Below are 21,255 nucleotides of genomic sequence, written 5' to 3' on the forward strand. Positions count from 1 at the left end.
ATGTGAAGGACTCCTCGGGCAGGCCGGCGCGATCGGCTCCTATGATGCGTCGGCGTAGGCGAGATGGGTGCCGCAGACGGTGCAGCGGAACAGCATGGCGGTCGCCCCCTCGCCCAGGTGTGTCAGGAAGTGCTCCAGTCGGCTTTCCTCGTGCCAGCCGCCGATGCGCAGGTCGGCCCGCAGTTGTTCGAGGGCCTCGGGATGCGCTGCCAGCTCGGTGTACCCGACTTCGCCCACGAAGGCGGCCGCGTCCTGGCAGTGGACGAGCCAGTGCGGATCCTGCCAGGCGTGAAAGCCAGGGGTGCGGCGGGTGACCTCGTGCAGGACTTCCTCGCTGACACCGGCAAGCCCATAGGAGTCGGTGAATTCGCCCGCGAAGTGTTCGGCCGCGCTCCCGTCCGCGATACACCATGGGCAGAAAGGCCCGTCGACCTCGTGAGCGGTGTAGAAGGTGGCCGTGTAGATCCAGCCCGTGCTGCGCTTGCAGCAGGCGCACGTATCAGTGGCCGCTCGGATGGACCCACTTGCCAGGGGTGCCGGGTGATAGCGGAAGAAGGGCAGGTCGGCGCTCATCGCCGGTTCCCGATCTGCGCGTTGGTGGCCACACCTGCTGATTCCATGGTGAGCAGTCTCTCCACGAGAAGACCGGTGATCAAGCGGCGACGGCGGACTCCTCCCGGGCACAGCCGATGGAAACCCGTCTCAGATTCCGTTTCACTCAGCTGTGTTCGTCGTCGCTCGAGTTGGACCGTTGAGTCTCCCGTAGGGGGAGACGTAAGGGTGGGGGCATGGACGGTGACACGCTCTACTCGATCGGCGAGCTCGCTCGACGGACCGGTCTCACGGTCAAGACCATTCGGTTCTACTCCGATCGCGGAATCGTGACGCCGACGGACCGCAGCCCGGCCGGCTACCGCCTGTACACCATCGATGCCGTCGCGCGCCTGGACCTCGTGCGGACCCTGCGTGAGCTGGGACTGGACCTTCCCACGATCCGCAAGGTCGTGGACCGCGAGCTGTCGCTCGCCGAGGCCGCCGCGGTGCACGCCGAAGCGCTGGCCGTGCAGATCCGCGTCCTGCGCCTGCGGTGCGCGGTGCTGGCAGCGGTGGCCGAGCGCGGGTCGACACCTGAGGAGACGGAATTCATGCACCGGCTGGCCCAGCTCTCCGCCGACGAACGCCGGCGTCTGATCGGCGACTTCCTCGACGCCGTCTTCGGTGGTCTCGACGCCGCCCCCGCATTCGCGGGAGTCATGCGCTCGATGACCCCCGAGTTGCCCGACAACCCGGAAGCGGAGCAGGTCCGGGCGTGGGTGGAGCTGGCCGAAATGTCCCTGGACCCGGCTTTCCGTGCCGCTGTGCGGCGGATGCTCGAGGACCAGGCGGCCGAGCAGTCCCACAGCGACACGGCAGGCCCGCGCCGCGACATCGCCGCGGCTGTCCGAGACCAGGCCGGCCCGGCCCTGACCGCCGGAATCGACCCGGCCTCGCCCCAGGCCGATCCGGTCGTCGCGGCGTTCACGGCGTACTACGCGCACCTCCTCGACCACGCCGACCCCGACGACGTCGAGCTTCGCCGCCGGCTGGTGACTCGGCTGGAGAGCGTGAACGACCCCCGCAGGGAGCGGTACGTCCAACTCCTCGCAGTGGTCAACGGCTGGCCGGCCCCGGAGAGTCTGGCTCCGGTGCTCGACTGGTCCGTCCAGGCTCTGCGCATCCGGACACGGCACTGACGCGGCGGTCGCAAAGCGGAGCGCGGGTCGCTGTACGCACCTCGGAGCCGACCTGCTGACCGGCTGCGCAAACGCGCTTCCGGGATTGTCGGCACCGGCGCGGTCGTGGAGCCCCCTCCGCTCGCCGGGTCACACCTCGACGAGGCCGAGTTGGCGCAGCATGCCGAGTTCGTCGCTGCTGCCCCAGCGTTCGACGAGTTTGCCGTCGCTGTCGAAGCGGCTGATCTGCATGCCTCGGTAGCTCACCTTCCTGCCGGTCGCCGGTCGCCCCATCAGCGGTCCCAGGTGCGTCCCGGAGATGACATAGGCGAAGGCCAACTCGTCGTCGGTGGCGACCAGGTGCTCCACCTGGAGGTTCAGGTCGGGAAAGGCTGTTCGCAGTTCGCCGAACATGGTCTTGTACCCGCGGGGCCCCGGCGTCTGTCCCGGGGCGGGATCATGGTCGGTCGAGTTGGTCGCGACGATCTCGTCGAGGGCGTCCAGGTCGCCGGCGACGACGGCCTCTCCGAAAGCGGTCTGTGCGGCGATGTTCGTCTGCTGAGCCATGGGCCCTCCCGGAGCATCCGGGCCACCGGCCTGTCCGTCTGGCCTGTCCGTCGGCCGCGAAGCCCATTCACACGGTATTTCGACGGTACACCGGTCACCCATCCCCAGCATGTCTGCGCGACGGACCTTCGACGCAGGTCTTCCCGGCACGGTGCCGGCCGTCGTCGACCGGATACCCGGGGGCACGGCCGAGCCCCCGGACCGTCACCGCCGCCCGGTTCGCCCCCGGGATCAGCCTCGACGCGGCGGCCGGCGAAGCGCTTCAGCCCCGGGCCCTGCCCGCGAAGACGCGGTGAGGAAGGCCGGAGTCAGGAAGGAGTGAGCGGCCCCGGCAGCGTCGTCCCCGGTTGCCGTATTCCGGCGGTGTCAGTCGGCCGGGTGCCCCGCCGGCATCCCCATCTCCGCCCGGTAGCCCGCGTACGCGGCGCGCAGTTCGTCGCCCGGCCAGTCGGCGGGCAGGAGTTCCGGGGGCAGGACCGGGTCGGCCAGCAGGTGGCGTACCGCCGCCGCGAAGACCGTGAAGCGGTCGGCGGGGAGGCGGGATTCGGACGCCCGGGTCAGGAGGGCACGGGCGGTGGTGGACCAGGTGGTCAACGGCCAGAGGCCGGCGGCCAGTTCGGGCGCGGGGCGGTCGGGGCGGGCCGTGTAGGACTGGGCGGTGTCCGCCAGGTCTGCGGGCAGGGGCCTCGCGAGGTTCGCCGGGCGCAGCCAGACACCCTCGCGGAGTTCGGCCAGCCGGAGGGAGGCCAGGCGGCTGCGCAGGTCGGCTCGTGCGGCGGGGCCGCGGCCCGTGGCCGTGATGACCAGCATCTCCCAGTCGCCCCGCCACGCGCGCGTGCGGGGCCGTACCGCCTCGTCCTGGCGGCGCTGGCGGGCCAGCAGCCGGTCGCTGAGCCCGTAGACGGCGTCGTCGGTGCGGCGCAGGTCGCCGGCCGCCGTCATCCGGCTGAGCGCGGCCCGGAGCGTGGAGCCGCCGACCCCGAAGGGCTCGACGAACCGGATCAGGTCCTTCACCGGCAGCTCGGGCGGATGCGTGCCCAGCAGCAGGCTCAGCACGACCGACCGGGCGGACAGCGGCCGCAGGTCCACGTCGGCGGGCCCGGCGGACACGTCGTTCATGCGCATGGTCACGTACTGTACGGGTGGCGCGATGTTGCGGTATTGCTGCGGCCGTGGAGATATTGCAACATGGAGTCCATGGACTCGACCGCCGCGCTTCCGCAGCCGCAGTACGCCACTCACGACGTCACCAACCAGCCGCCGCCGCTCGCTCCGTACGACGCCTCCGACGACCCGGCCCTGATCGAGGGGCTGCGCCGGGAGGGGGCGGGGTGGGCCGAGGAGGGGATCCGGCGGCTCGGGGTGCGGGCCGGGAGCGCGGAGGCGCAGGAGTGGGGTGAGCTGGCCAACCGGCACGAGCCGGAGCTGCGCACCCACGACCGGTACGGCAACCGGGTCGACGAGGTCGACTTCCACCCCAGCTGGCACCACCTGATGCGGGAGGCGGTCGCCGAGGGGCTGGCCGGGGCCGCCTGGGCGGACGACCGTGCGGGGACCCATGTCGCGCGGACGGCCGGCGGACTGGTGTGGGGGCACACCGAATCCGGCCACGGGTGTCCCACGTCGATGACGTACGCCGCCGTGCCCGCGCTGCGCGCCCAGCCCGAGCTGGCCAAGGTGTACGAACCGCTGCTGACCAGCCGGGAGTACGAGCCGGGGCTGCGCGTACCGACCGAGAAGCCGGGGCTGCTCGCCGGGATGGGCATGACCGAGAAGCAGGGCGGTTCGGACGTACGGACGAACACGACGGCCGCCACGCCCACCGCCGAGCCGGGCGTCTACACCCTGCGCGGGCACAAGTGGTTCACCTCGGCTCCGATGTGCGACGTCTTCCTGGTGCTGGCCCAGGCGCCGGGCGGCCTGTCGTGCTTCCTGGCACCGCGCGTGCTGCCGGACGGCAGCCGCAACGCGTTCCGCATCCAGCGGCTGAAGGACAAGCTCGGCAACCGCTCCAACGCGTCCTCCGAGCCGGAGTTCGACGGAACCGTGGCCTGGCTGGTCGGGCCCGAGGGCCGGGGGGTGAAGACCATCATCGAGATGGTCAACTGCACCCGGCTGGACTGCGTGATGAACTCGGCGACCCTGATGCGCAAGACGCTCGTCGAGGCGGGTCACCATGTGCGGCATCGCAGCGCGTTCGGTGCCCGGCTCGTCGACCAGCCGCTGATGCGCAACGTGCTGGCCGACCTGGCCGTCGAGTCGGAGGCCGCGACCACGCTCACCCTGCGGCTGGCGGGGGCGGCGGACCGCGCGGTGCGCGGGGACGAGCAGGAGCGGGCCTTCAGGCGGATCGCGACCGCCGTCGGCAAGTACTGGGTGACCAAGCGCGGCCCGGCCTTCACCGCGGAGGCCCTGGAGTGCCTGGGCGGCAACGGTTACGTCGAGGACTCCGGCATGCCCCGGCACTACCGCGAGGCCCCGCTGCTGTCGATCTGGGAGGGCTCGGGGAACGTCAACGCGCTCGACGTGCTGCGGGCACTGTCCCGTGAACCCGGCGCCGCCGACTCCCTGTTCGGCGAACTCGCGCACGCGCGCGGGGCGGACACCCGGCTGGACGCCGCCGTGACCCGGTTGAAGAACGAACTGGCCGAGACCGACCAGGTGGGGGCGCGCCGTCTGGTCGAGCGGATGGCGCTGGCGCTGCAGGCCTCGCTGCTGGTGCGGTACGCCCCGGCCGCCGTGGCGGACGCCTTCTGCGCGTCCCGGCTCGGCGGCGACTGGGGGCACGCGTTCGGCACCCTGCCCGCCGGCGCCGGGTTCGACACGATCCTGGAGCGGGCCCTGCCTGGCCGGAACTGATCCCTCGCGGCGGGCCTGCGGCCGGTGACCGCCGACGGATCGCACACAGTCGTCGTCCGATTCCGCATCGTTGTCAGTGCTGTGGTGCAGACTCCGGAACAGGTGGTACTCGCCTGGGGAGGACAACGTGTTCACGGGGATCGACGAGGTCGACTGGGCCTCGCTGCGGCACGCGTACGGCAGCGCGAAGGACGTACCCGGTCTGCTGCGCGGACTGGCCTCGGCGGACGCGGCCGAACGGGAGGTCGCGCTCGACGGGATGTACGGCTCGGTGCACCACCAGGGGAACGTGTACGACTCGACGCTCGCCTGCGTCCCGTTCCTCTTCGCGCTCGCCTCCCGTACAGAGGTGCAGGACCGGGGCGCCATAGTGGAGCTGCTGGTCAGCATCGGCGCGGAGAGCGCCGGTCCGCGGGCCCGGGCCGCCGTCCGCGCCGGCGCCGGGGCGTTCGTGCCACTGGCCGACGACCCGTGCCCCGCGGTACGCCGGGCGGCGGCCGGCGCACTGGTCCGGTTCCTCGACGAACCGGACCGGGTGCTGGCGCTGTTGCGGCGGCGGATGGCGGTCGAGCGCGACGAGCAGGTGCTGCTCGCCCTCACCGAGGCCCTCGGGCTGTTCGTGCGTTGCCGTCCCGCCCAGGCGGCCGCCGCGGTGGACCTGCTGGCCACGCAGAGCGGGCCGCCGTACGCCCCGGGGGCGCGGCTGGCCGCCCTCGGTCAGCTGGGCCTCGGCGCGCCTGAGCGGCTGCCCGCCGACCTGGTGCCGACGGCGGTCCGGCTGCTCAGGGAGCGGTCCGAGCGGCGGACGGCCGGTCCGGACCGGGTGGACGCGGACACCCTGGTCGGCCGGATACGGCGGCTGCGCCCGTCCGACGAGGAGGGTTCCTGTCTGCTGCGCACCCTGCACCGGGCGCTGGACGACCGGGTGGCGGACCGGATCGCCCTGCTGGTCGGCCAGTTGAGCAGCCCGGACACGATGGACCGGTGCAACGCGGTGTGGATGTCGGCCGGGCTGTTCCGTGGGTGGCGTGCGGACTTCTCGGCGCCCGTCTCCCTGATCGGCAGGCAACTGGGCCGCGAGCAGGACCAGTTGCGGGACGCGGCGGTCTCGGTGCTCGCGGAGCTGTTCGGGCTGGCCGCGCCCGCCGCGGACGAGCTGCACGCGCTGGTGACCGTGCGGCCCGACCTGTGGGTGCACACCTGGGAGCGCGGCAGACCCTCGTTGGGCGGTCCGCTGAAGGCACTGGCCAGAAGCGGCGATCCGCGCGCGGTGCCGGCCCTGTCCCAGTTGCTGGCGAGACCGGTGGTGCCCGGTGGGCTGGGCTTCGAGATCGTGCATCTGGGCCCGGCGGCCGCCCCGCTCGCGCCCGCGCTGCGGCACCGGCTCGGCCAGGTGGACCCGGACTCGCCCGAGGCCGCCGAGTCGGCCGCGCCGCTGCTGGCGGCGCTCACCGCCCTCAGGGACCCGGCGGCGGTGCCGGAGGTGCTGCGGCTGCTGCGCGGGGCGCCGGAGGGGCTGGGGGCCCGGGAAGCCCTCGTGGGGCAGGCGGTGCGGGCTCTCGACGCCCTGGGTGCGTCGGCCCGGGCGGCGGCGCCGGTCCTGCGCGGGCTCCTGGACACCCGGCACGCGGCCCTGGCGGCGGGGGCCCTGTGGTCGGCGGAGGGGGACGCGGACGCCGTACTCCCCGTGCTGCTGCGGGAGCTGACGCACGGCCGTGGCCGCAGTGCGCGGACGGCGGCCGAGCAGCTGGGGCGGCTGGGGGCGGGCGCCCGTGACGCGCTGCCCGCGCTGCGCCGGCTGGCCGGGTCCGACAGGGTGTGGGAACGCACGGCGGCGGCACAGGCGTTGTGGCGGATCGACGGGGATCCGGAACCCGTGCTGCCGGTGTTCCGGACCGCCTGGTCGGAGAACCCGTACACGCGGGGCGCGATCGCCGAGTCTCTGGCCGGGATGGGCCCGGCGGGCGCCCCGCTGCGCGACCTGGTGACGGCCGAACTCGCCGACGCCCGGCGGCACACGGCTCGACCGGGCGGATACGGCAGCCACGACATCGCCCAGGACGAGCGGCTGCTCGCAAACTGCCGCAGGGCGCTGGCGAGTCGGTGACCGGAAGCCGTGCCGCCGCCGGGCGGGGCCGGGTCAGGGACCGCCTGCCGTACCACCGGGCGGGGCCGGGTCAGGAACCACCCGCCATGCCGCCGGGCGGGGCGTCAGCCGGTCATCCGGCCCCACTGCGGTCCGAGGCGTGCCCATTCCGCGTCCCAGCGGTCCATCCGCCGCCGCTCCAGCCGGCCACGCGCGACGAGCCCGGCGACGAACGGGACGGCGGCCGCGCTCAGTCCGACCAGGCCGCCGATCAGCGCGGAGCGGAAGTGGGCCTCCGCGGCGGTGGCGGGCCGGGTGACGAGGTGCCCCTGGGGGTCCGTCCACACGGTGACCGGGGTACCGGCCTTGCTGCCGGCCGGGACCCGCGCCTGGCCGGTGTGCGCCGAGCCGTCGGCGACGGTCCAGCCCACACTCGCCCAGACCCGTTCCCCGTCGGAGGAGCCGGACTCCGATGCCGCCGATCCGGGCGCTCTCTCGATGACATGGGCGACGACCGGGTGCCATTCGACGCGTTCGCGGGCCAGGCCGTCCTCGACCGACCGGGCGGCCGCGAGCCCGGCGAGCACCCCGGCCAGCAGGGTGAGCAGCCAGGCGCCGAGCAGCACCCAGGCCTCCATCGTGTCGGCGCGGCGCTTCAGCGGGTTGCGCCGCCAGCGCCACAGCCAGACCTTCGGACCACGGAACGCCTTCAAAGGCATCCTCCTCACGCGCGCACGGACAGCCCGGACCGCCCTCCCATACGGGAGCGGCCGCCCCGTTGCTCACGGCGAACTCCGAGTCGACGGTCGCACGACCGGCCCCGTTCGCGCAGGCGTCTTCCGGAACGCGTTCCGCCACCTTGTTCGACCGGCCGACACGACGTCTCCGACCTGCGACGACGCAATCCCGAAGGTGACTGTCAGTGGCGGGGTGCAGACTGGCCGGTGTCTGAAAACAGGCTGTGACAAAGGCGTCATGGAGGTGGTCGGCATGACCGAGGTACTGCTCGCCGTGGGGACCCGCAAGGGTCTGTTCCTCGGGAGGCGGCGAGGCGGCGGCTGGGAGTTCGACGAGAGTCCCTACTTCAACGCGCAGGCGATCTACTCGGTCGCCATCGACACCCGGGGCGAGCGGCCTCGCCTCCTGGCGGGCGGCGACAGCGCGCACTGGGGGCCTTCGGTGTTCCACTCCGACGACCTGGGCCGCACCTGGACCGAACCGGCCCGGCCCGCTGTGAAGTTCCCCAAGGACACCGGTGCCTCGCTGGAGCGGGTCTGGCAGCTGCACCCGGCCGCCGCCGAGCCGGAGGTGGTCTACGCGGGCACCGAGCCGGCCGCGCTGTACCGGTCGGAGGACCGCGGGGAGAGTTTCGAACTGGTCCGGCCGCTGTGGGAGCACCCGACGCGTGACAGGTGGGTGCCGGGCGGCGGCGGTGAGGGTCTGCACACCGTCGTCACCGACCGGCGCGACCCCAAGGCGGTGACGGTCGCCGTCTCGACGGCCGGCGTCTTCCGCACCGGCGACGGCGGCGCGAGCTGGACACCGTCCAACTCCGGTGTCTCCGCGGTGTTCCTGCCGGATCCCGACCCGGAGTTCGGCCAGTGCGTGCACAAGATCGCCCAGGACGCGGGCAGTCCGGACCGGCTGTATCTGCAGAACCACTGGGGGGTGTACCGGAGCGACGACGCGGGGGCGCACTGGACCGACATCGGCGCGGGGCTGCCGTCCACGTTCGGTTTCGCGGCGGCCGCCCATCCGCACCGCGGTGGCACGGCGTACGTCTTCCCGATCAACGCGGACGCGGACCGGGTGCCCGCCCAGCACCGCTGCCGGGTCTTCCGCACGGCCGACGCGGGCAGGACCTGGGATCCGCTGTCGGCGGGGCTGCCGCCGGAGGACCACTACGGCACGGTGCTGCGCGACGCGCTCTGCACGGACGACGGGGACCCGGCCGGGGTGTACTTCGGCAACCGCAACGGCGAGCTGTTCGCCTCGGCCGACGACGGCGACAGCTGGCGCCAGTTGGCCTCCCATCTGCCGGACGTGCTGTGCGTGCGGGCCGCGGTCGTCGCCTGAGGCCGTGCCTCTGGAAGGAGGGGGGTTTCTGTCATCCGGGTCGACGGTCCGGTCATCCCCGGTCGTGCCGTGGCCTCGGCTTGATCGCCGACCCGTGTACGGCAGTAGGGTGACGCCGTGGCACCACGACCCTTGCATGAAATCGTCGAACCGGGCTGGGCGAAAGCCCTGGAACCAGTCGCCGGGAGGATCGCCGAGATGGGCGACTTCCTGCGCGCGGAGATCGCCGCGGGACGCACCTACCTCCCGGCGGGCCCGAACGTACTGCGGGCCTTCCAGCAGCCCTTCGACGACGTCCGCGTCCTGATCGTCGGCCAGGACCCGTACCCGACCCCGGGGCACGCGGTGGGGCTGTCGTTCTCGGTCGCGCCCGAGGTGCGCCCGCTGCCGGGCAGCCTGATCAACATCTACCGGGAGCTCAACACCGACCTGGGCCTGCCCCAGCCGTCCAACGGCGACCTCACCCCCTGGACCCAGCAGGGCGTCCTGCTGCTCAACAGGGCGCTCACCACAGCCCCGCGCAGCCCGGCCGCGCACCGGGGCAAGGGCTGGGAAGAGGTCACCGAGCAGGCGATACGGGCGCTGGCCGGCCGCGGCAAGCCGCTGGTGTCCGTCCTGTGGGGCCGCGACGCCCGCAATCTGCGCCCGCTGCTCGGCCAGTTGCCGGCGGTGGAGTCCGCGCATCCCTCGCCCATGTCGGCGGACCGCGGCTTCTTCGGCTCCTGCCCGTTCAGCCGCGCCAACGACCTGCTGATCCAGCAGGGGGGACAGCCGGTGGACTGGCGTCTGCCGTGACCCACGGGGGCGGTGGATCCCGGGGCGCCGAGTCCGGCGCGGGATTCCTCGCCGTCGACTCCGGCGGCTCCGGGTTACGGGCCGTCGTCGGCGTGCCGGGACGCGAGCCGTCGGCACCGCGGACGTCCCCGGAGCCGGTGCGGACCGGGACACGGGGCATCGACCCCGGGCATCTGCTGGAGCAACTCCTGCCCATGGCGCGGGCGTTGGCCGACTCGTACGGGCTGGAGCGGCTGACGACGGCCGTCGTCGGTGCCGCCGGGCTGGCCAGTCTCGGCGACGCGCTGCGGGCCGAGCTGCCGGGCGCACTGGCCCGCGAGCTCGGTGTGCGGACTCTCGCGCTGGCCGCCGACGCCGTGACCGCGTACGTCGGCGCCCTGGGTCCGCAGCCGGGCGCGGTGGTCGCCGCCGGGACCGGGCTGATCGCGATCGGCACCGATCTCACCGGGTGGCGGCGGGCGGACGGCTGGGGGCATCTGCTGGGCGACTGCGGCAGTGGCGCCTGGATCGGCCGGGCCGGCCTGGAGGCGGCGCTGCGCGCCTTCGACGGGCGAAACGGCGGCTCGGCCGCGCTGCGGGCCCGCGCCGAGGAGCGGTTCGGGCCGCTGCCGGGGCTGCCCGGGCAGCTCTATCCGCGCGCCGACCGGCCCGCCGTACTGGCCTCCTTCGCCCCGCACGTCGCGGCCGGCGCCGGTGCGGGCGACCCGGTCGCGGCCGCGATCCTGCGTGCCGCCGCCCGGCACATGGCCGAGTCGGCCGCCGCCGTCTGCCCCACGGCCGGCGAGCCCCGGGTCGCCCTCACCGGCGGCCTGTTCAAGCTGGGCGACCCGCTTCTCGTACCGCTGGCCGAGGAGTTGGCGCGGTTGCTTCCACGGGCGCGGCAGGTGCCGGCGGAGGGCGATCCGCTGCACGGAGCGGTACGCGTCGCGAGTGACCTGGTCATCGGGCGGCTCACTCTGCCGGGTGATGACGGGCTGCTCTCCGTCGTGCACACAAAAAGGGATTGATCACACCGGGACATGAAGTGTCCGACAGGTGAAGGGATCACCTCCGAATCCTGCGTAACTCATCAGACAAAACCGGACGGATACCGCTCACCTGCACCCTCCCCGAACAAGGGAGCCCAGATAGCCAGTAACATGCGGCGCCATGAGCTCCCCCACTGGGCCCGCCGGCCTACCAGTACGAATGCCGCGCCCCCGCCAGCCCGGACGGCACCGCCGCCCCGAACCGCTGGTGGCTCCCGAGGACGCGCCCGCTCTCGTCCTCGCGGTACCGGGGACGCCCAGCGCGGCCACGCGCAGCCTCGCCGAGGAGGTCGTGAGCATCGCCCGCTCCGAGCTGCCCGGCCTGGACGCCCGCATCGGGTACCTGGACGGGGACGACGCGGAGTTCCCCACCCTCCAGTCCGTGCTCGCCCGTGCCGCCGAGGAGCGCACCGCCCGCTACGAGCAGGCCGTCGCCGCCGGCGTCGAGGGCATCAAGGCCCCCGACGGCCCCGTCGCCGTCGTCGTACCGCTGCTGGCCGGTCCGGACAGCGCGCTGCTGCGCCAGGTCCGCCAGGCGGTCATGGAGAGCCGGGTCGCCGCCGACCTGACCGACGTCCTCGGCCCGCACCCGCTGCTCGCCGAGGCGCTGCACGTGCGCCTCTCCGAGGCGGGTCTGGCCCGTGCCGACCGTGCCCGGCTGTTCACCGTGGCGACGGCCGCGGACGGCATCATCCTCGCGTCCGTGGGCGGCGACGAGGCCGTGCAGGCCGCCGGGATCACCGGCATGCTGCTCGCCGCGCGCCTGGCCGTGCCGGTGATGGCCGCCGCGCTGGACCAGGAGGGTTCGATCGCCTCCGTCGCCGAGCAGCTGCGGGGTTCGGGGTCGCAGCAGCTGGCGCTGGCGCCGTACCTGATAGGGCCGGAGATCGACGCGGCGCTGGTGGCCGCGGCGGCGGAGGAGGCCGGCTGCGCCACCGCCGACCCGCTGGGGCCGTACCCGGCGATCGGCAAGCTGGCGCTGGCCAAGTACACGACGGCGCTGGGGATCGCTCCGCAGCAGCCGCAGGGTGCGCCGGTGCGGTGATGCGCTTCGCGCGTCGGCCGACGTGAGTCAAGGGCCCGTTCCTGGAGGGGAGCGGGTCCCTTTGTGTCGGGGACGGTGGGGTTCTTGTCCGGCTGCGGGCTGGTGGGGGCTGGGCGCGCCCACGCGGCGGAGCCGCAAATGTATACAGCCCCGCGCCCCTGACGGGGCGCTTCAGTCGAAGACGATGCAGGACGGGGCCGGGATCTCCACCGTGCCGTCGTAGCGGGGCAGGCCCGTGTGCTGGTCGATGGTGAACCAGGTGATGTTGCCCGAGCGCTCGTTGGCGGCGTAGAGGAAGCCTTCCGACTCGGTGATCGCCCGGGGCCAGTGGCCCCCGCACGGGACCGTCGCCGTCAGGTGCAGCTGGTCCCCGTCCACCGTGAACGTCGTCAGGACGTCCTCGCCCCGGGTGGCCGTCCAGACGAAGCGGCCGTCGGGTGAGACGGCGATGCCGGACGGGTAGGCGTCGCCGGCCGGGGCGCCGGGCAGGACCGGGGTCTCGGTCAGCGGCTTGAGGGTGCCGGCGCCGGCGTCCCAGCGGCAGACGGTCACGGTCGGGGTGAGTTCGTTGACGACGTAGGCGTACCGGCCGCCGGGGTGGAAGGCCAGGTGGCGGGGGCCGGAGCCGGGGCGCAGAGCGAACTCCCGGTGGAGGGCGGGGGCGCCCTCGTCCAGGGTGCAGACGCGGACCGAGTCGGTGCCCAGGTCGACGCTGACGGCCCAGCGGCCGCTGGGGTCGGGCTGAACCTGGTGGGCGTGCGGGCCGCGCTGGCGCCGCTCGTGCGGGCCCGAGCCGGTGTGCCGGAGCTGCCCGGAGGGGGCCGGGGCGAGGGTGCCGTCGGGGCGGACGGGGACGGCGGTGACGCTGCCGGAGCCGTAGTTGGCGGTCAGGACATGGCCGTCGAAGACGCTGAGGTGGGTGGGGCCGCTGGCGTCGACCGGGACCGGTGGCCCGGCGAGCCGCGGCTTGTCGTCGTGGACGTGGTACGCGGCCACCGCGCCGTCGGCGGTCTCACTGACCGCGTACAGGGTGCGCCCGCCGGGTGCGAGGGCGAGATACGAGGGGTCGGGGACGCCGTCGACGCTCTCCAGGAGGGCCAGGGCGCCGCTGTCCGGACGGACCGCCGCCGTGACGACCCCGGGGCCGCCCGCGGCCGTGAACGACCCGATGAACGCCCTCCGCCGCCTGCCGCCGTCTGACACCGCTGTCCCCTCTCGCCACGAGCCGCCACCAGCCGGTACGAGTCAGTACGAGGGAGTACGAGCCGTACGAGCCGGTCCGGGGCCGACGGTAGCAGCTTGCGGTCTAGACCAAGGCAGGCGGGGCGGCGCGTCTCAGGCGCCGACCAGGGGCGAGCCCGAGGGGGTGCGCAGCGGCTCGGCGAGTTCGGACAGGGCGCGCTCCAGCCCGTGCAGGTGGGCGAGGGCGGGTTCGGCGGGCGGCTCGACGGGGGCGGTGATGTGCTCCGAGCCCCTGGTGAGCGCCTCGACGGCCGCCTCGACTCGCCGGCAGGCGGCGGCCAGCCGGGCGTCGTGCGAGGCCTCCGGGTCGGCGGCGACCGCGACCAGGCCACGGACCTCCCGGGCGCAGTCGTCCAGCAGGGCGAGGACGCGGCGGGCGCGGCGCTTGCGGCCGTGCATCGGGGTGAGCGGGTGCACGAGAGGGGCGACCGAGAGCCGTACCCGGCCGAGGAGCTGTGCCAGTTCGGCCACCCGGGGTGCCGGGTCGGCGGTGGCGGAGCCGGCGAGCCGGGCGGCGGCCTCGGCCGTACAGGCGTGCACGCAGCGCAGGGCGCGCCGGATCCAGGCGTCGGTGGTGAGGTGGGTGGTGACCGGCAGCACGAACAGCACGGCGAGTACGGCACCGAGGGCGCCCACCGCGGTCTCGGCCAGCCGCAGCGCCAGCAGGCCCGGGGTGAGGACGCCGAGGAGGCCGTAGAGCAGCTCGGCGAGGAAGGTCACCCAGAGCATCATGAATGCTGTAGTGCAGCGGTTCTCGCAGGTCAAGAGGCTGCCGGCCGAGAGGGGGTCAGCAAAAAGTCAGCATCAGCGTGTCGCGCGCCGATGGCAGGAGTCATCGCCACCCCGATCGCGCTTGAAGGCCGGTGCGCTATCCGTGACGTAGCGAAGCCATGTCACATCTCGACGGGTCCATCCCAGCTGCTGACGGTTCGCCTTCGCTGCGGTGGCACAACGTCCTCGGCAACCAGCCCTACACCCCAAGCTGCCTCGCCTGAACCGACAGCTCGCATGGGCAGCAGCCGACTGCCAACAGGTCTGTTCGCAGGACAGCGGTCACGTGTAGCACGCGATCCCCGGTTACGGAAATCGGGGATTCTCCGGACCATGGCCTTTGTCCACAGCAGCCTTCTTCGCCAATGGAACGCCTTGAACCAGACCTGACTGCCCATCTGCACCCTTCCGATTCAGCTCAGCCCCTCCCCTCAAAGCAAATCGACCCCGCCCCTGGAGAAACCAAGCAATGGCCACCAAGACCCTCACCCGCGGCATGGGCACCTTCTTCAAGGAATGCGACCATCCCCCGAGCCGCTGGTCCAAGTGCCCTCACCCTTACAAGATCAGGTACCGAGATGCCACAGGTCGGCAGCGTGAAGAGGCCGGCTACGCCACTCAGGACAAGGCGACGACTCGGCTCACCGAGATCCACCAGGCAAAGAAGGGGCCGCTCAAGACTGGGAACACAGAAGCCCAGGAGATAGCCGAGATGCGGTTCGAGGACTTCGCGGCTCGGTATATCTCGAATCGGAAGCGTGGCCTGGAGTCCAACACCATCGACCAGTACGAGCGCGGTCTCAAGACCCAGATCAACCCGCACGTCGGGAGTCGCCGCGTCGGCACATTCACACCCGGAGTGATCGAGGACTGGCTCAACGGAATGGAGCTGAACAAGGTTGGCTTGGCCAGCCAGAAGAACGCATACCTTGTTCTGAAACTCGTCATCGACGCGGCGCGTCATCGCGGGGCGATCACACTGGACCCCTTCCTTGACATCGCCCCTCCCGACTATGTGCCGAATGAGGTGATCATTCCGACCTTCGAAGAGCTCAATGCCATCCGCGACGCGGCCGAGGACGACGACCTCCGTCTTGTCATTGAGCTCATGTCTGGGTGCGGCCATCGCAACGGAGAAGCTCATGCCGCAAACATCAAGTCGATTGTAGCTGACGATGTCTATCGGATCAACGAGCAGATCCACAGCAATAAGGTCCAGCCCGCACCGCTAAAGCACCGCAAGCGTGGAGAATTCCGCGAAGTGCCACTCCCCAGAAAGACCCACGACTTCTTCTCGTATTTTACCGATAAATACGGTACCGACAAGAACGGCTACCTTCTTGTCAAGGGAAACAGCTCCGGCAACCAGCACATGCAGCACTACTTCTACGGGAAACAGACCCTGCGATGGCGATGGGACAGGTGTCTCGAACGCGCCGACGTAGAGGTCAAGTACACGATGTACTCCCTCCGCCACTACTTCGCATCGAACTGCCTTACCCACGGCATTCCCATCACTGATGTGGCGGAGTGGATGGGTCACAAATCAATCGAGGTCACCTACCGGATCTACCGGCACCTCGTGCCGGGCTCCATCACGAGAGCAGCCAAGATCCTCAACGAGCGGCTGTGAGTCTGGCAGAGAGCGCCGGACCGTAGGTCGACGCTCTTCCTCCCGCTCAGGAACGGACAAGTGGAGGGCGCGGAGACAACCCAAGAGGCATCGCCAGCTCCGACAGAGCCTTCTCCAAGCCACGCAGATGCACGAGAGCCGACTCCGTCTCGTCCTGCTGGGGCAGCTCGCCGCTAGCGGACGCCACTCGTCTGCGCCCCACGCCGCTGACAGTGAGCGCATCCACCGCTGCCTCGACGCGCCAGCAGGCAGCGGCCAGACGGGCGTCGTGCGACGCGACAGGATCGGCGGCAACGGACACCAGACCCCGCACTTCGCGGGCGCAGTCGTCGAGCAGCTCAATGACCTGGCGGGCACGGGATTTCCGAGCACGGAAGGGAGTCAAAGGGTGCATCAACGGAGCGAGGGCCATCCGTACCCGGCCGAGCAGCAGTTCCAGTTCGGCGGCGTGCGGGGCAGGGTCGCCCATCGGGTCTCCAGCGAGGCGAGCGGTCGCTTCGGCGGTGGCCGCGTGGACGCAGTGCAGTGCCCGCTGGATCCAGGCATCGTTCGTGGCGTGCGTGGTGACCGGCAGGACGAGGGCCACGGCCAGCGCGGCACACAGCGCGCCCACACCGGTCTCTGCAAGACGGAGCCCGAACAGGCTGAGGTCCAGCACGCCCAGCAGGCCGTAGAGCAGGCTGACCATAACCGTCACTGCCAGCATCATCCAGGAATACGAGACGGCGGCGGTGTAGAAGATGCCGAAGACACAGACGGCAACGAGGGCGGCCGTCGGCGCGGGCGCGCCGTGCAGCGGGATGGCGACCAGCAGACCGACGGCGATACCGATCACAGTTCCGAAGACCCGGCGGAAACCGCGGACCAGGGTTTCGCCGCGAGAAGCCGTGTTGACGAAGATCCACCAGGCAGTACCGACGGCCCAGTACCAGCGCTCTTCGGAGAGCAGCTGCCCGACCAGAAGCGCGAGAGTCGAGGCAGCAGTGGCCTGGAAGGCTTGCCGGGTGGTGGGCCGCGCCAATCCGCTGCCGGGCAGGGCCGGCGGGGCTGCCGCGGGTGGGGTGTAACGCTCGATGGGCCAGAGCACGAAGCGCGTGGCGCCGGCCGCGAAGAGGGCAAGGCTTATGGCGGTGTACAGCTCGGGCAGCTGAACGGGAACCGCGTGCAGGAACTGCGCGATGAAGAAGCTCATGAACGCGAAGATCCCGAGCGCGTGGCCCCGCGGGCCCCAGCGGCGGGCATAGACCCCGCAGAAGACGACGGCCAGGAACGCGGCGTCACGGGCCGGGGTGATGCCGTGCAGTGTGGTGGCAAGCGCCAGCACGGGGAATCCGGCGATAGGAAGCAGGGCGGTGGTGAGCAGTTGGCCACGGACGGTCGCATCGGTGACCGTGAAGAGGGCGAGCAGTGCCGCGAGCCCTCCGGTGATCGATGCGGTGAGCGATAGCCCGCAGAGTTCGGAAACGGCGACGGCGGCGGCGACACCGATGACAGCGCGGGTCGCGTTCCGCAGCCTCAAGCGCCCCGGGTCCGGAGCCACGAACATCCTTTTCACGGCGGTGCGCCGCCCCCTCATGGTGGTACGCGTCCTACCGGCGGTCGTCCCGGGTGGCGGACAACAAGCAGGCACGACAAAGGCACCGCGGTCCGGACCCGGCCTCGTCGCCGTCCGGCGCTACACGGCGCCACAAGTACATGGATAGGACAAAGATAACCACCGCCCTACCCATCGGCTCAACAGTCGCGCCATTGACTGCGCCAATGGCACAGCTGATCCGTCTCCATGTCGACCACTGGAAGGCCAATGGATCAGACTTCACCCAGGCCCTGGGCAACAGCTGACCGGACTCTGGTAGCCACGCGCCACGCCCATCTGTGATCTCACGGCGACTTCCGCCGCATCTCACTTGGCCGGCTCCCCGACGATTGTGAAGACGTACCCGATTCCGGCTCACAGCGAGCCGATCTGCCCAGCGCCCGTGAACCGACCGCCATGGACACCAAACCTGCTGGCGGACCGACCGTATATAGCAGCGAATCCCCGGTTATGGAAACCGGGGATGCTCCGGAACATAGGTGTCACCCGTGTGCGATACGTGGCAGTAGCGCACTGCGGAAGATGGTGACCGATACCCCCCTAAAGGACTCCGATGCTCGACGCCGCGAACACCCCTCCTGATGGCATCCAGCCTTCGCCCACCCCTCCTCGAAGGACCCGCCGAGTGGAGCCCGTCCTCATGGATACCAATGAGCTCGCAGCGATGCTGAACATGTCGGCAAGCTGGATCTACCGGGAAGCAGCCAAACTGGGACTAAAGGGCTACAAACTCGGTAAAGGGCGAAATGCCAAGGTTCTGTACAAGAAGACCGAGGTCCTTAAGTGGCTTGAGCAGCAGAAGATCCACTGAGGAATGGGACTCCCGCCCCCAGCCGAGATCGACCCCGACGGCCAGGCGGTCGTCGCCTTGGCTGACGCCACCACAGGAGACACCAAAACCCTCAACCCCGGCCGCGACTCGCTGCCCACTCCGGTCCTGCGGGCCCTGGCCATGGCACGTGGAATCCCACTCAAATCAGGAGCCGAGGCTCGGCGCGAGTTGTGGGACACCTTCGACGTCATCATCGACGACCTCACCAGCCGTGTCCTCGTCCTCAACCTCCCCGCGACCGGCCAAGGGCTGGGCCAGTGGCTCACCGACGCCGCCCGCTACGGCACTCCCTTCCACCTCACCCTCCACCAGCTCATCACCCTTCCGATCGTCCCACCAGCTCATCACCCTTCCGATCGTCGTGGACCTGCCAACGATGTGCGTCTGTGAGAACCCGGCTGTGCTCCGTCGCGCCACCGGTGAGCTCGGTACCGGCAGTCCGCCGCTGATCTGCGCCGAGGGTTGTCCCTCGACCGCCTTTCACCGGCTGGCGCGACCGATCATCGAAGCTGGCGGCACCTTGCGCTACCGCGGGGACTTCGACTGGCCCGCGTCGACATGACCAACCAGCTCCGCGCCCGCTACCAGGCGGAACCCTGGCGGAAGGGGTGGCGTGGCCCTGGTTTACCCGTGGGTGGAGGGTGAGGTCCTGTACCACCCCATCGCCTCACGCAAAGGCGGCCGGGCCGACCCCGGCAGTGCGATGGCCCGCTTCCGCCGCCTTTCCGTCCCCGACGTCCTGATGGCACTGGAGCGGATACTCGACGCGCACGTGACCGTGGAGAGGGCCGGGCTTGTCGCTGTCGACCTCTACGACGGTTGCATGCTGTACGACTTCGGGAACCGTCGCATGTTTCTGTGTGACCTGGACGAATACCGTCCGGGGCCATTCATCCTGGAGACTGACCGGCTGCCAGGGTCCCGCCGCTACATGGCGCCGGAGGAGTTCGCCAAGAGGTCAACCATCGATACTCGAACGACCGTGTACGTGCTGTAGCGCAGACGCGGGGTGATGATGTGCGGCATTCCGTCAGGGTGCGACAACGCCCTGTCGCACCGCCACAGAAAATCGAGGGGTTGGGCGCCCGACGCCCCCGGCGTGGTGGCAGGACCCTCGACACGCGGAATTTTCCTTGCCGCGGGTGAAACGCTCGTCCTAACCTCGCTGCAACGCGCTGACGGAGACGAGTAACCACGGATCACGCGAGCCAAGAGAGCTGCCGGTAGCTGGGAAGGCGGCCTCGCGCCCGGGGTGAATCCCCTCCCGAGTGCGGGGAGGAACGGTCCCCAAGGCCCCATGCCCCGCCGGCCGGCCCCCGTGACCGGGCCCAAACGAGGCCGCTACCGTCCGGTGGCGGCGAAGCGTGGTGGCACCGCGAGCGCCCCCTCTCGCCCACGCTCCCAGGGATCACGTCCGAGCCGGACCGATCGAACGGAGCGCCCCCGAGATGCTGGACACCACTGCCATCCGCGAGAATCCCAAACGAGTCCAACAGGCTCTGGCCAAGCGTGCCGTTCAGGTGAACCTCTCGGAATTCCTTGCCCTGGACGAGGAGTACCGCCGGGAGCGGACGGCCTGCGAACAACTGCGTGCCGAGCGGAGGAAAATCTCGGCCGAGATCGCCCGAGCGCAGCGCGCCGGCGGAGACATCGGCGGCTTGCGGGGACAGGCGACGGCCGTGGTCGAGCGCCTCGCGGTGCTCGAGCCGCGCGTGGTGGAACTGGAGCTGGCATGCCGGGACTTCCTGGCCGCGCTGCCCAACCTGCCCGATGAGGATGTCGTGGCAGGCGGCAAGGAGAACAACGAAGTCGTCCGCACCATCGGGGCCAGGCCGACGATCGGTGAGACGGCGAAGGACCATGTCGAGCTCGCGCAGACCTTGGGGCTCATCGACTACGAGCGCGGTACAAAGCTCGGCGGCAGCGGTTTCTGGGTTTACCGGGGCGACGGCGCGGTGCTCGAATGGGCCCTTCTCAACTACTTCGTCGAGTCGCACCGGCGCGACGGGTACGAGTTCGTCCTGCCGCCGCACATCCTGACCTACGAGGCCGGTTACACCGCCGGTCAGTTCCCGAAGTTCGCCGACGACGTCTTCGTACTGGAGCAGGGGGACACAGGACCCCAGCGGTTCCTGCTGCCGACATCGGAGACGGCACTGGTCAACCTGCACCGGGACGAGACGCTGACGGAGGCCGAGCTCCCGAGGAAGTACTTCGCCTACTCCCCCTGCTATCGCAAGGAGATCGGCGGCTACCGCGCGGCGGAACGCGGCACACTGCGCGGCCACCAGTTCGACAAGGTCGAGATGTTCCAGTTCACGCGGCCCGACGACTCTGACGCCGCGCACGAGGACCTCCTGGCCCGAGCCGAACAGCTGGTGGCGGAGCTGGGCCTGCACTACAGGATCACCCGACTCGCGGCGCAGGACACGAGTGCCGCCATGGCGAAGACCTTCGACGTGGAGGTGTGGCTGCCCAGCATCGACGCGTACGTCGAGGTCAGCTCGGTGTCGAACGCACGCGACTACCAGGCACGGCGCGGCAACATCCGCTACCGGCCGCGCCAGGGCAAGTCGGCCTTCGTCCACACGCTGAACGCATCGGGCCTGGCGACCAGCCGACTGCTGCCCGCAATCCTCGAACAGCATCAGCAGCCGGACGGCACGGTCGTCGTGCCGGACGTACTGCGCAAGTGGGTGATGCGGGACGTCCTGGCGGCGTCGAGGGGCAGCCGCTGATGTACCCGTAGAGGTCATCACACGCAGTGCCCCTTTGTGGCCGCTCGCGCCCCAAAGGCGTGATCATCTGGCTTGTTCCAGCCGGTTGGCGTTCGTAGTCTGTGCTTCTATTCCGGGGTGGACAACGAGAACTCCTGGTCGTCCGGCAAGCGGTTAGGCCGTTCGGTCCGGCATCGAACTGAGGGTGACCTTGAGGAGTGAAGCTTCCCCTTGATCGTGGACACCTGGAGACTGGGACCTGAGGTTCCAGAGGAAGTAGCACCAGGTGGGAAGC

19 protein-coding genes and 1 pseudogene are annotated in these 21,255 nt (G+C 70.9%); 13 read left to right on the forward strand and 7 right to left on the reverse strand.

Annotated elements, in window-relative coordinates:
- Window positions 1-39 precede the first annotated feature (39 nt).
- Complete coding sequence (locus KVT45_RS49755) at window positions 40-573, reverse strand: CbrC family protein (protein WP_217560643.1); 534 nt, start codon at window positions 571-573, stop codon at window positions 40-42.
- A gap of 215 nt (window positions 574-788) precedes the next feature.
- On the opposite strand from KVT45_RS49755, the gene KVT45_RS49760 reads away from it, so the two are divergent.
- Entirely contained in the window at window positions 789-1,733 is a 945-nt protein-coding gene (locus KVT45_RS49760; RefSeq protein ID WP_217560651.1) for a MerR family transcriptional regulator, read from the forward strand.
- A gap of 129 nt (window positions 1,734-1,862) precedes the next feature.
- Here the strand turns inward: KVT45_RS49760 and KVT45_RS49765 are convergent, their stop codons facing one another.
- Both KVT45_RS49765 and KVT45_RS49770 read right to left on the reverse strand, forming a co-directional pair.
- The gene (locus tag KVT45_RS49765; protein WP_217560659.1) at window positions 1,863-2,279 is read right to left on the reverse strand and encodes an ester cyclase; all 417 of its coding nucleotides are present in this window, start codon (window positions 2,277-2,279) and stop codon (window positions 1,863-1,865) included.
- Window positions 2,280-2,645: 366 nt separating this feature from the next.
- Complete coding sequence (locus KVT45_RS49770; RefSeq protein WP_217560663.1) at window positions 2,646-3,404, reverse strand: PaaX family transcriptional regulator C-terminal domain-containing protein; 759 nt, start codon at window positions 3,402-3,404, stop codon at window positions 2,646-2,648.
- A 72-nt stretch (window positions 3,405-3,476) separates the two neighbouring features.
- On the opposite strand from KVT45_RS49770, the gene KVT45_RS49775 reads away from it, so the two are divergent.
- Both KVT45_RS49775 and KVT45_RS49780 read left to right on the forward strand, forming a co-directional pair.
- Window positions 3,477-5,138, forward strand: a complete 1,662-nt coding sequence (locus tag KVT45_RS49775; RefSeq protein ID WP_217560669.1) for an acyl-CoA dehydrogenase family protein — start codon at window positions 3,477-3,479, stop codon at window positions 5,136-5,138.
- A 127-nt stretch (window positions 5,139-5,265) separates the two neighbouring features.
- Window positions 5,266-7,245 (forward strand): HEAT repeat domain-containing protein, encoded by a 1,980-nt coding sequence (locus tag KVT45_RS49780; RefSeq protein WP_217560677.1) that lies wholly within the window; start codon window positions 5,266-5,268, stop codon window positions 7,243-7,245.
- 104 nt (window positions 7,246-7,349) lie between these two features.
- On the opposite strand, the gene KVT45_RS49785 is transcribed toward KVT45_RS49780, so the two are convergent.
- On the reverse strand, window positions 7,350-7,943 hold the full coding sequence (locus KVT45_RS49785; protein WP_217560684.1) for a hypothetical protein: 594 nt from the start codon (window positions 7,941-7,943) through the stop codon (window positions 7,350-7,352).
- A gap of 271 nt (window positions 7,944-8,214) precedes the next feature.
- Between KVT45_RS49785 and KVT45_RS49790 the strand changes: the two genes are divergently transcribed.
- From KVT45_RS49790 to KVT45_RS49805, 4 genes are all read left to right on the forward strand, one after another.
- Window positions 8,215-9,300 carry a sialidase family protein gene (locus KVT45_RS49790; protein ID WP_254648506.1) on the forward strand — a complete coding sequence of 362 codons (1,086 nt, stop codon included), beginning with the start codon at window positions 8,215-8,217 and terminating at the stop codon, window positions 9,298-9,300.
- A gap of 117 nt (window positions 9,301-9,417) precedes the next feature.
- Window positions 9,418-10,095 carry a uracil-DNA glycosylase gene (locus tag KVT45_RS49795; RefSeq protein ID WP_217560701.1) on the forward strand — a complete coding sequence of 226 codons (678 nt, stop codon included), beginning with the start codon at window positions 9,418-9,420 and terminating at the stop codon, window positions 10,093-10,095.
- On the forward strand, window positions 10,092-11,102 hold the full coding sequence (locus KVT45_RS49800; RefSeq protein WP_217560709.1) for a BadF/BadG/BcrA/BcrD ATPase family protein: 1,011 nt from the start codon (window positions 10,092-10,094) through the stop codon (window positions 11,100-11,102). The genes KVT45_RS49795 and KVT45_RS49800 overlap by 4 nt, the downstream gene beginning before the upstream one ends.
- A 142-nt stretch (window positions 11,103-11,244) precedes the next feature.
- Window positions 11,245-12,168, forward strand: a complete 924-nt coding sequence (locus KVT45_RS49805) for a sirohydrochlorin chelatase (protein WP_217560711.1) — start codon at window positions 11,245-11,247, stop codon at window positions 12,166-12,168.
- A gap of 171 nt (window positions 12,169-12,339) precedes the next feature.
- On the opposite strand, the gene KVT45_RS49810 is transcribed toward KVT45_RS49805, so the two are convergent.
- Both KVT45_RS49810 and KVT45_RS49815 read right to left on the reverse strand, forming a co-directional pair.
- Window positions 12,340-13,371, reverse strand: coding sequence for a lactonase family protein (locus KVT45_RS49810; protein ID WP_217560720.1), 1,032 nt, complete (start codon window positions 13,369-13,371; stop codon window positions 12,340-12,342).
- Between the two features lie 132 nt (window positions 13,372-13,503).
- Window positions 13,504-14,145 (reverse strand): annotated as a pseudogene (locus tag KVT45_RS49815) (FUSC family protein); the annotation flags it as partial.
- A gap of 505 nt (window positions 14,146-14,650) precedes the next feature.
- Between KVT45_RS49815 and KVT45_RS49820 the strand changes: the two are divergent.
- Entirely contained in the window at window positions 14,651-15,814 is a 1,164-nt protein-coding gene (locus KVT45_RS49820; protein ID WP_217560729.1) for a tyrosine-type recombinase/integrase, read from the forward strand.
- Window positions 15,815-15,860: 46 nt separating this feature from the next.
- Here the strand turns inward: KVT45_RS49820 and KVT45_RS49825 are convergent, their stop codons facing one another.
- A complete protein-coding gene (locus KVT45_RS49825) occupies window positions 15,861-17,360 on the reverse strand; it encodes an FUSC family protein (protein WP_217560738.1) in 1,500 nt (499 codons plus the stop codon).
- Window positions 17,361-18,051: 691 nt separating this feature from the next.
- Here KVT45_RS49825 and KVT45_RS49830 point away from each other — a divergent pair.
- From KVT45_RS49830 to serS, 5 genes are all read left to right on the forward strand, one after another.
- Complete coding sequence (locus KVT45_RS49830; protein WP_254648507.1) at window positions 18,052-18,222, forward strand: helix-turn-helix domain-containing protein; 171 nt, start codon at window positions 18,052-18,054, stop codon at window positions 18,220-18,222.
- Between the two features lie 3 nt (window positions 18,223-18,225).
- Window positions 18,226-18,633, forward strand: coding sequence for a TIGR02679 domain-containing protein (locus tag KVT45_RS57190; protein WP_254648508.1), 408 nt, complete (start codon window positions 18,226-18,228; stop codon window positions 18,631-18,633).
- Window positions 18,620-18,805, forward strand: coding sequence for a DUF2399 domain-containing protein (locus KVT45_RS57195; RefSeq protein ID WP_254648513.1), 186 nt, complete (start codon window positions 18,620-18,622; stop codon window positions 18,803-18,805). The genes KVT45_RS57190 and KVT45_RS57195 overlap by 14 nt, the downstream gene beginning before the upstream one ends.
- Window positions 18,806-18,856: 51 nt before the next feature.
- Window positions 18,857-19,240, forward strand: a complete 384-nt coding sequence (locus KVT45_RS49840; RefSeq protein WP_217560749.1) for a hypothetical protein — start codon at window positions 18,857-18,859, stop codon at window positions 19,238-19,240.
- 451 nt (window positions 19,241-19,691) lie between these two features.
- Window positions 19,692-20,981 (forward strand): serine--tRNA ligase, encoded by a 1,290-nt coding sequence (gene serS, locus KVT45_RS49845; protein WP_217560758.1) that lies wholly within the window; start codon window positions 19,692-19,694, stop codon window positions 20,979-20,981.
- Window positions 20,982-21,255: the final 274 nt, after the last annotated feature.

The sequence above is a fragment of the Streptomyces sp. GbtcB6 genome (assembly GCF_019091475.1).
Classification (GTDB): Bacteria; Actinomycetota; Actinomycetes; order Streptomycetales; family Streptomycetaceae; genus Streptomyces; species Streptomyces hyaluromycini.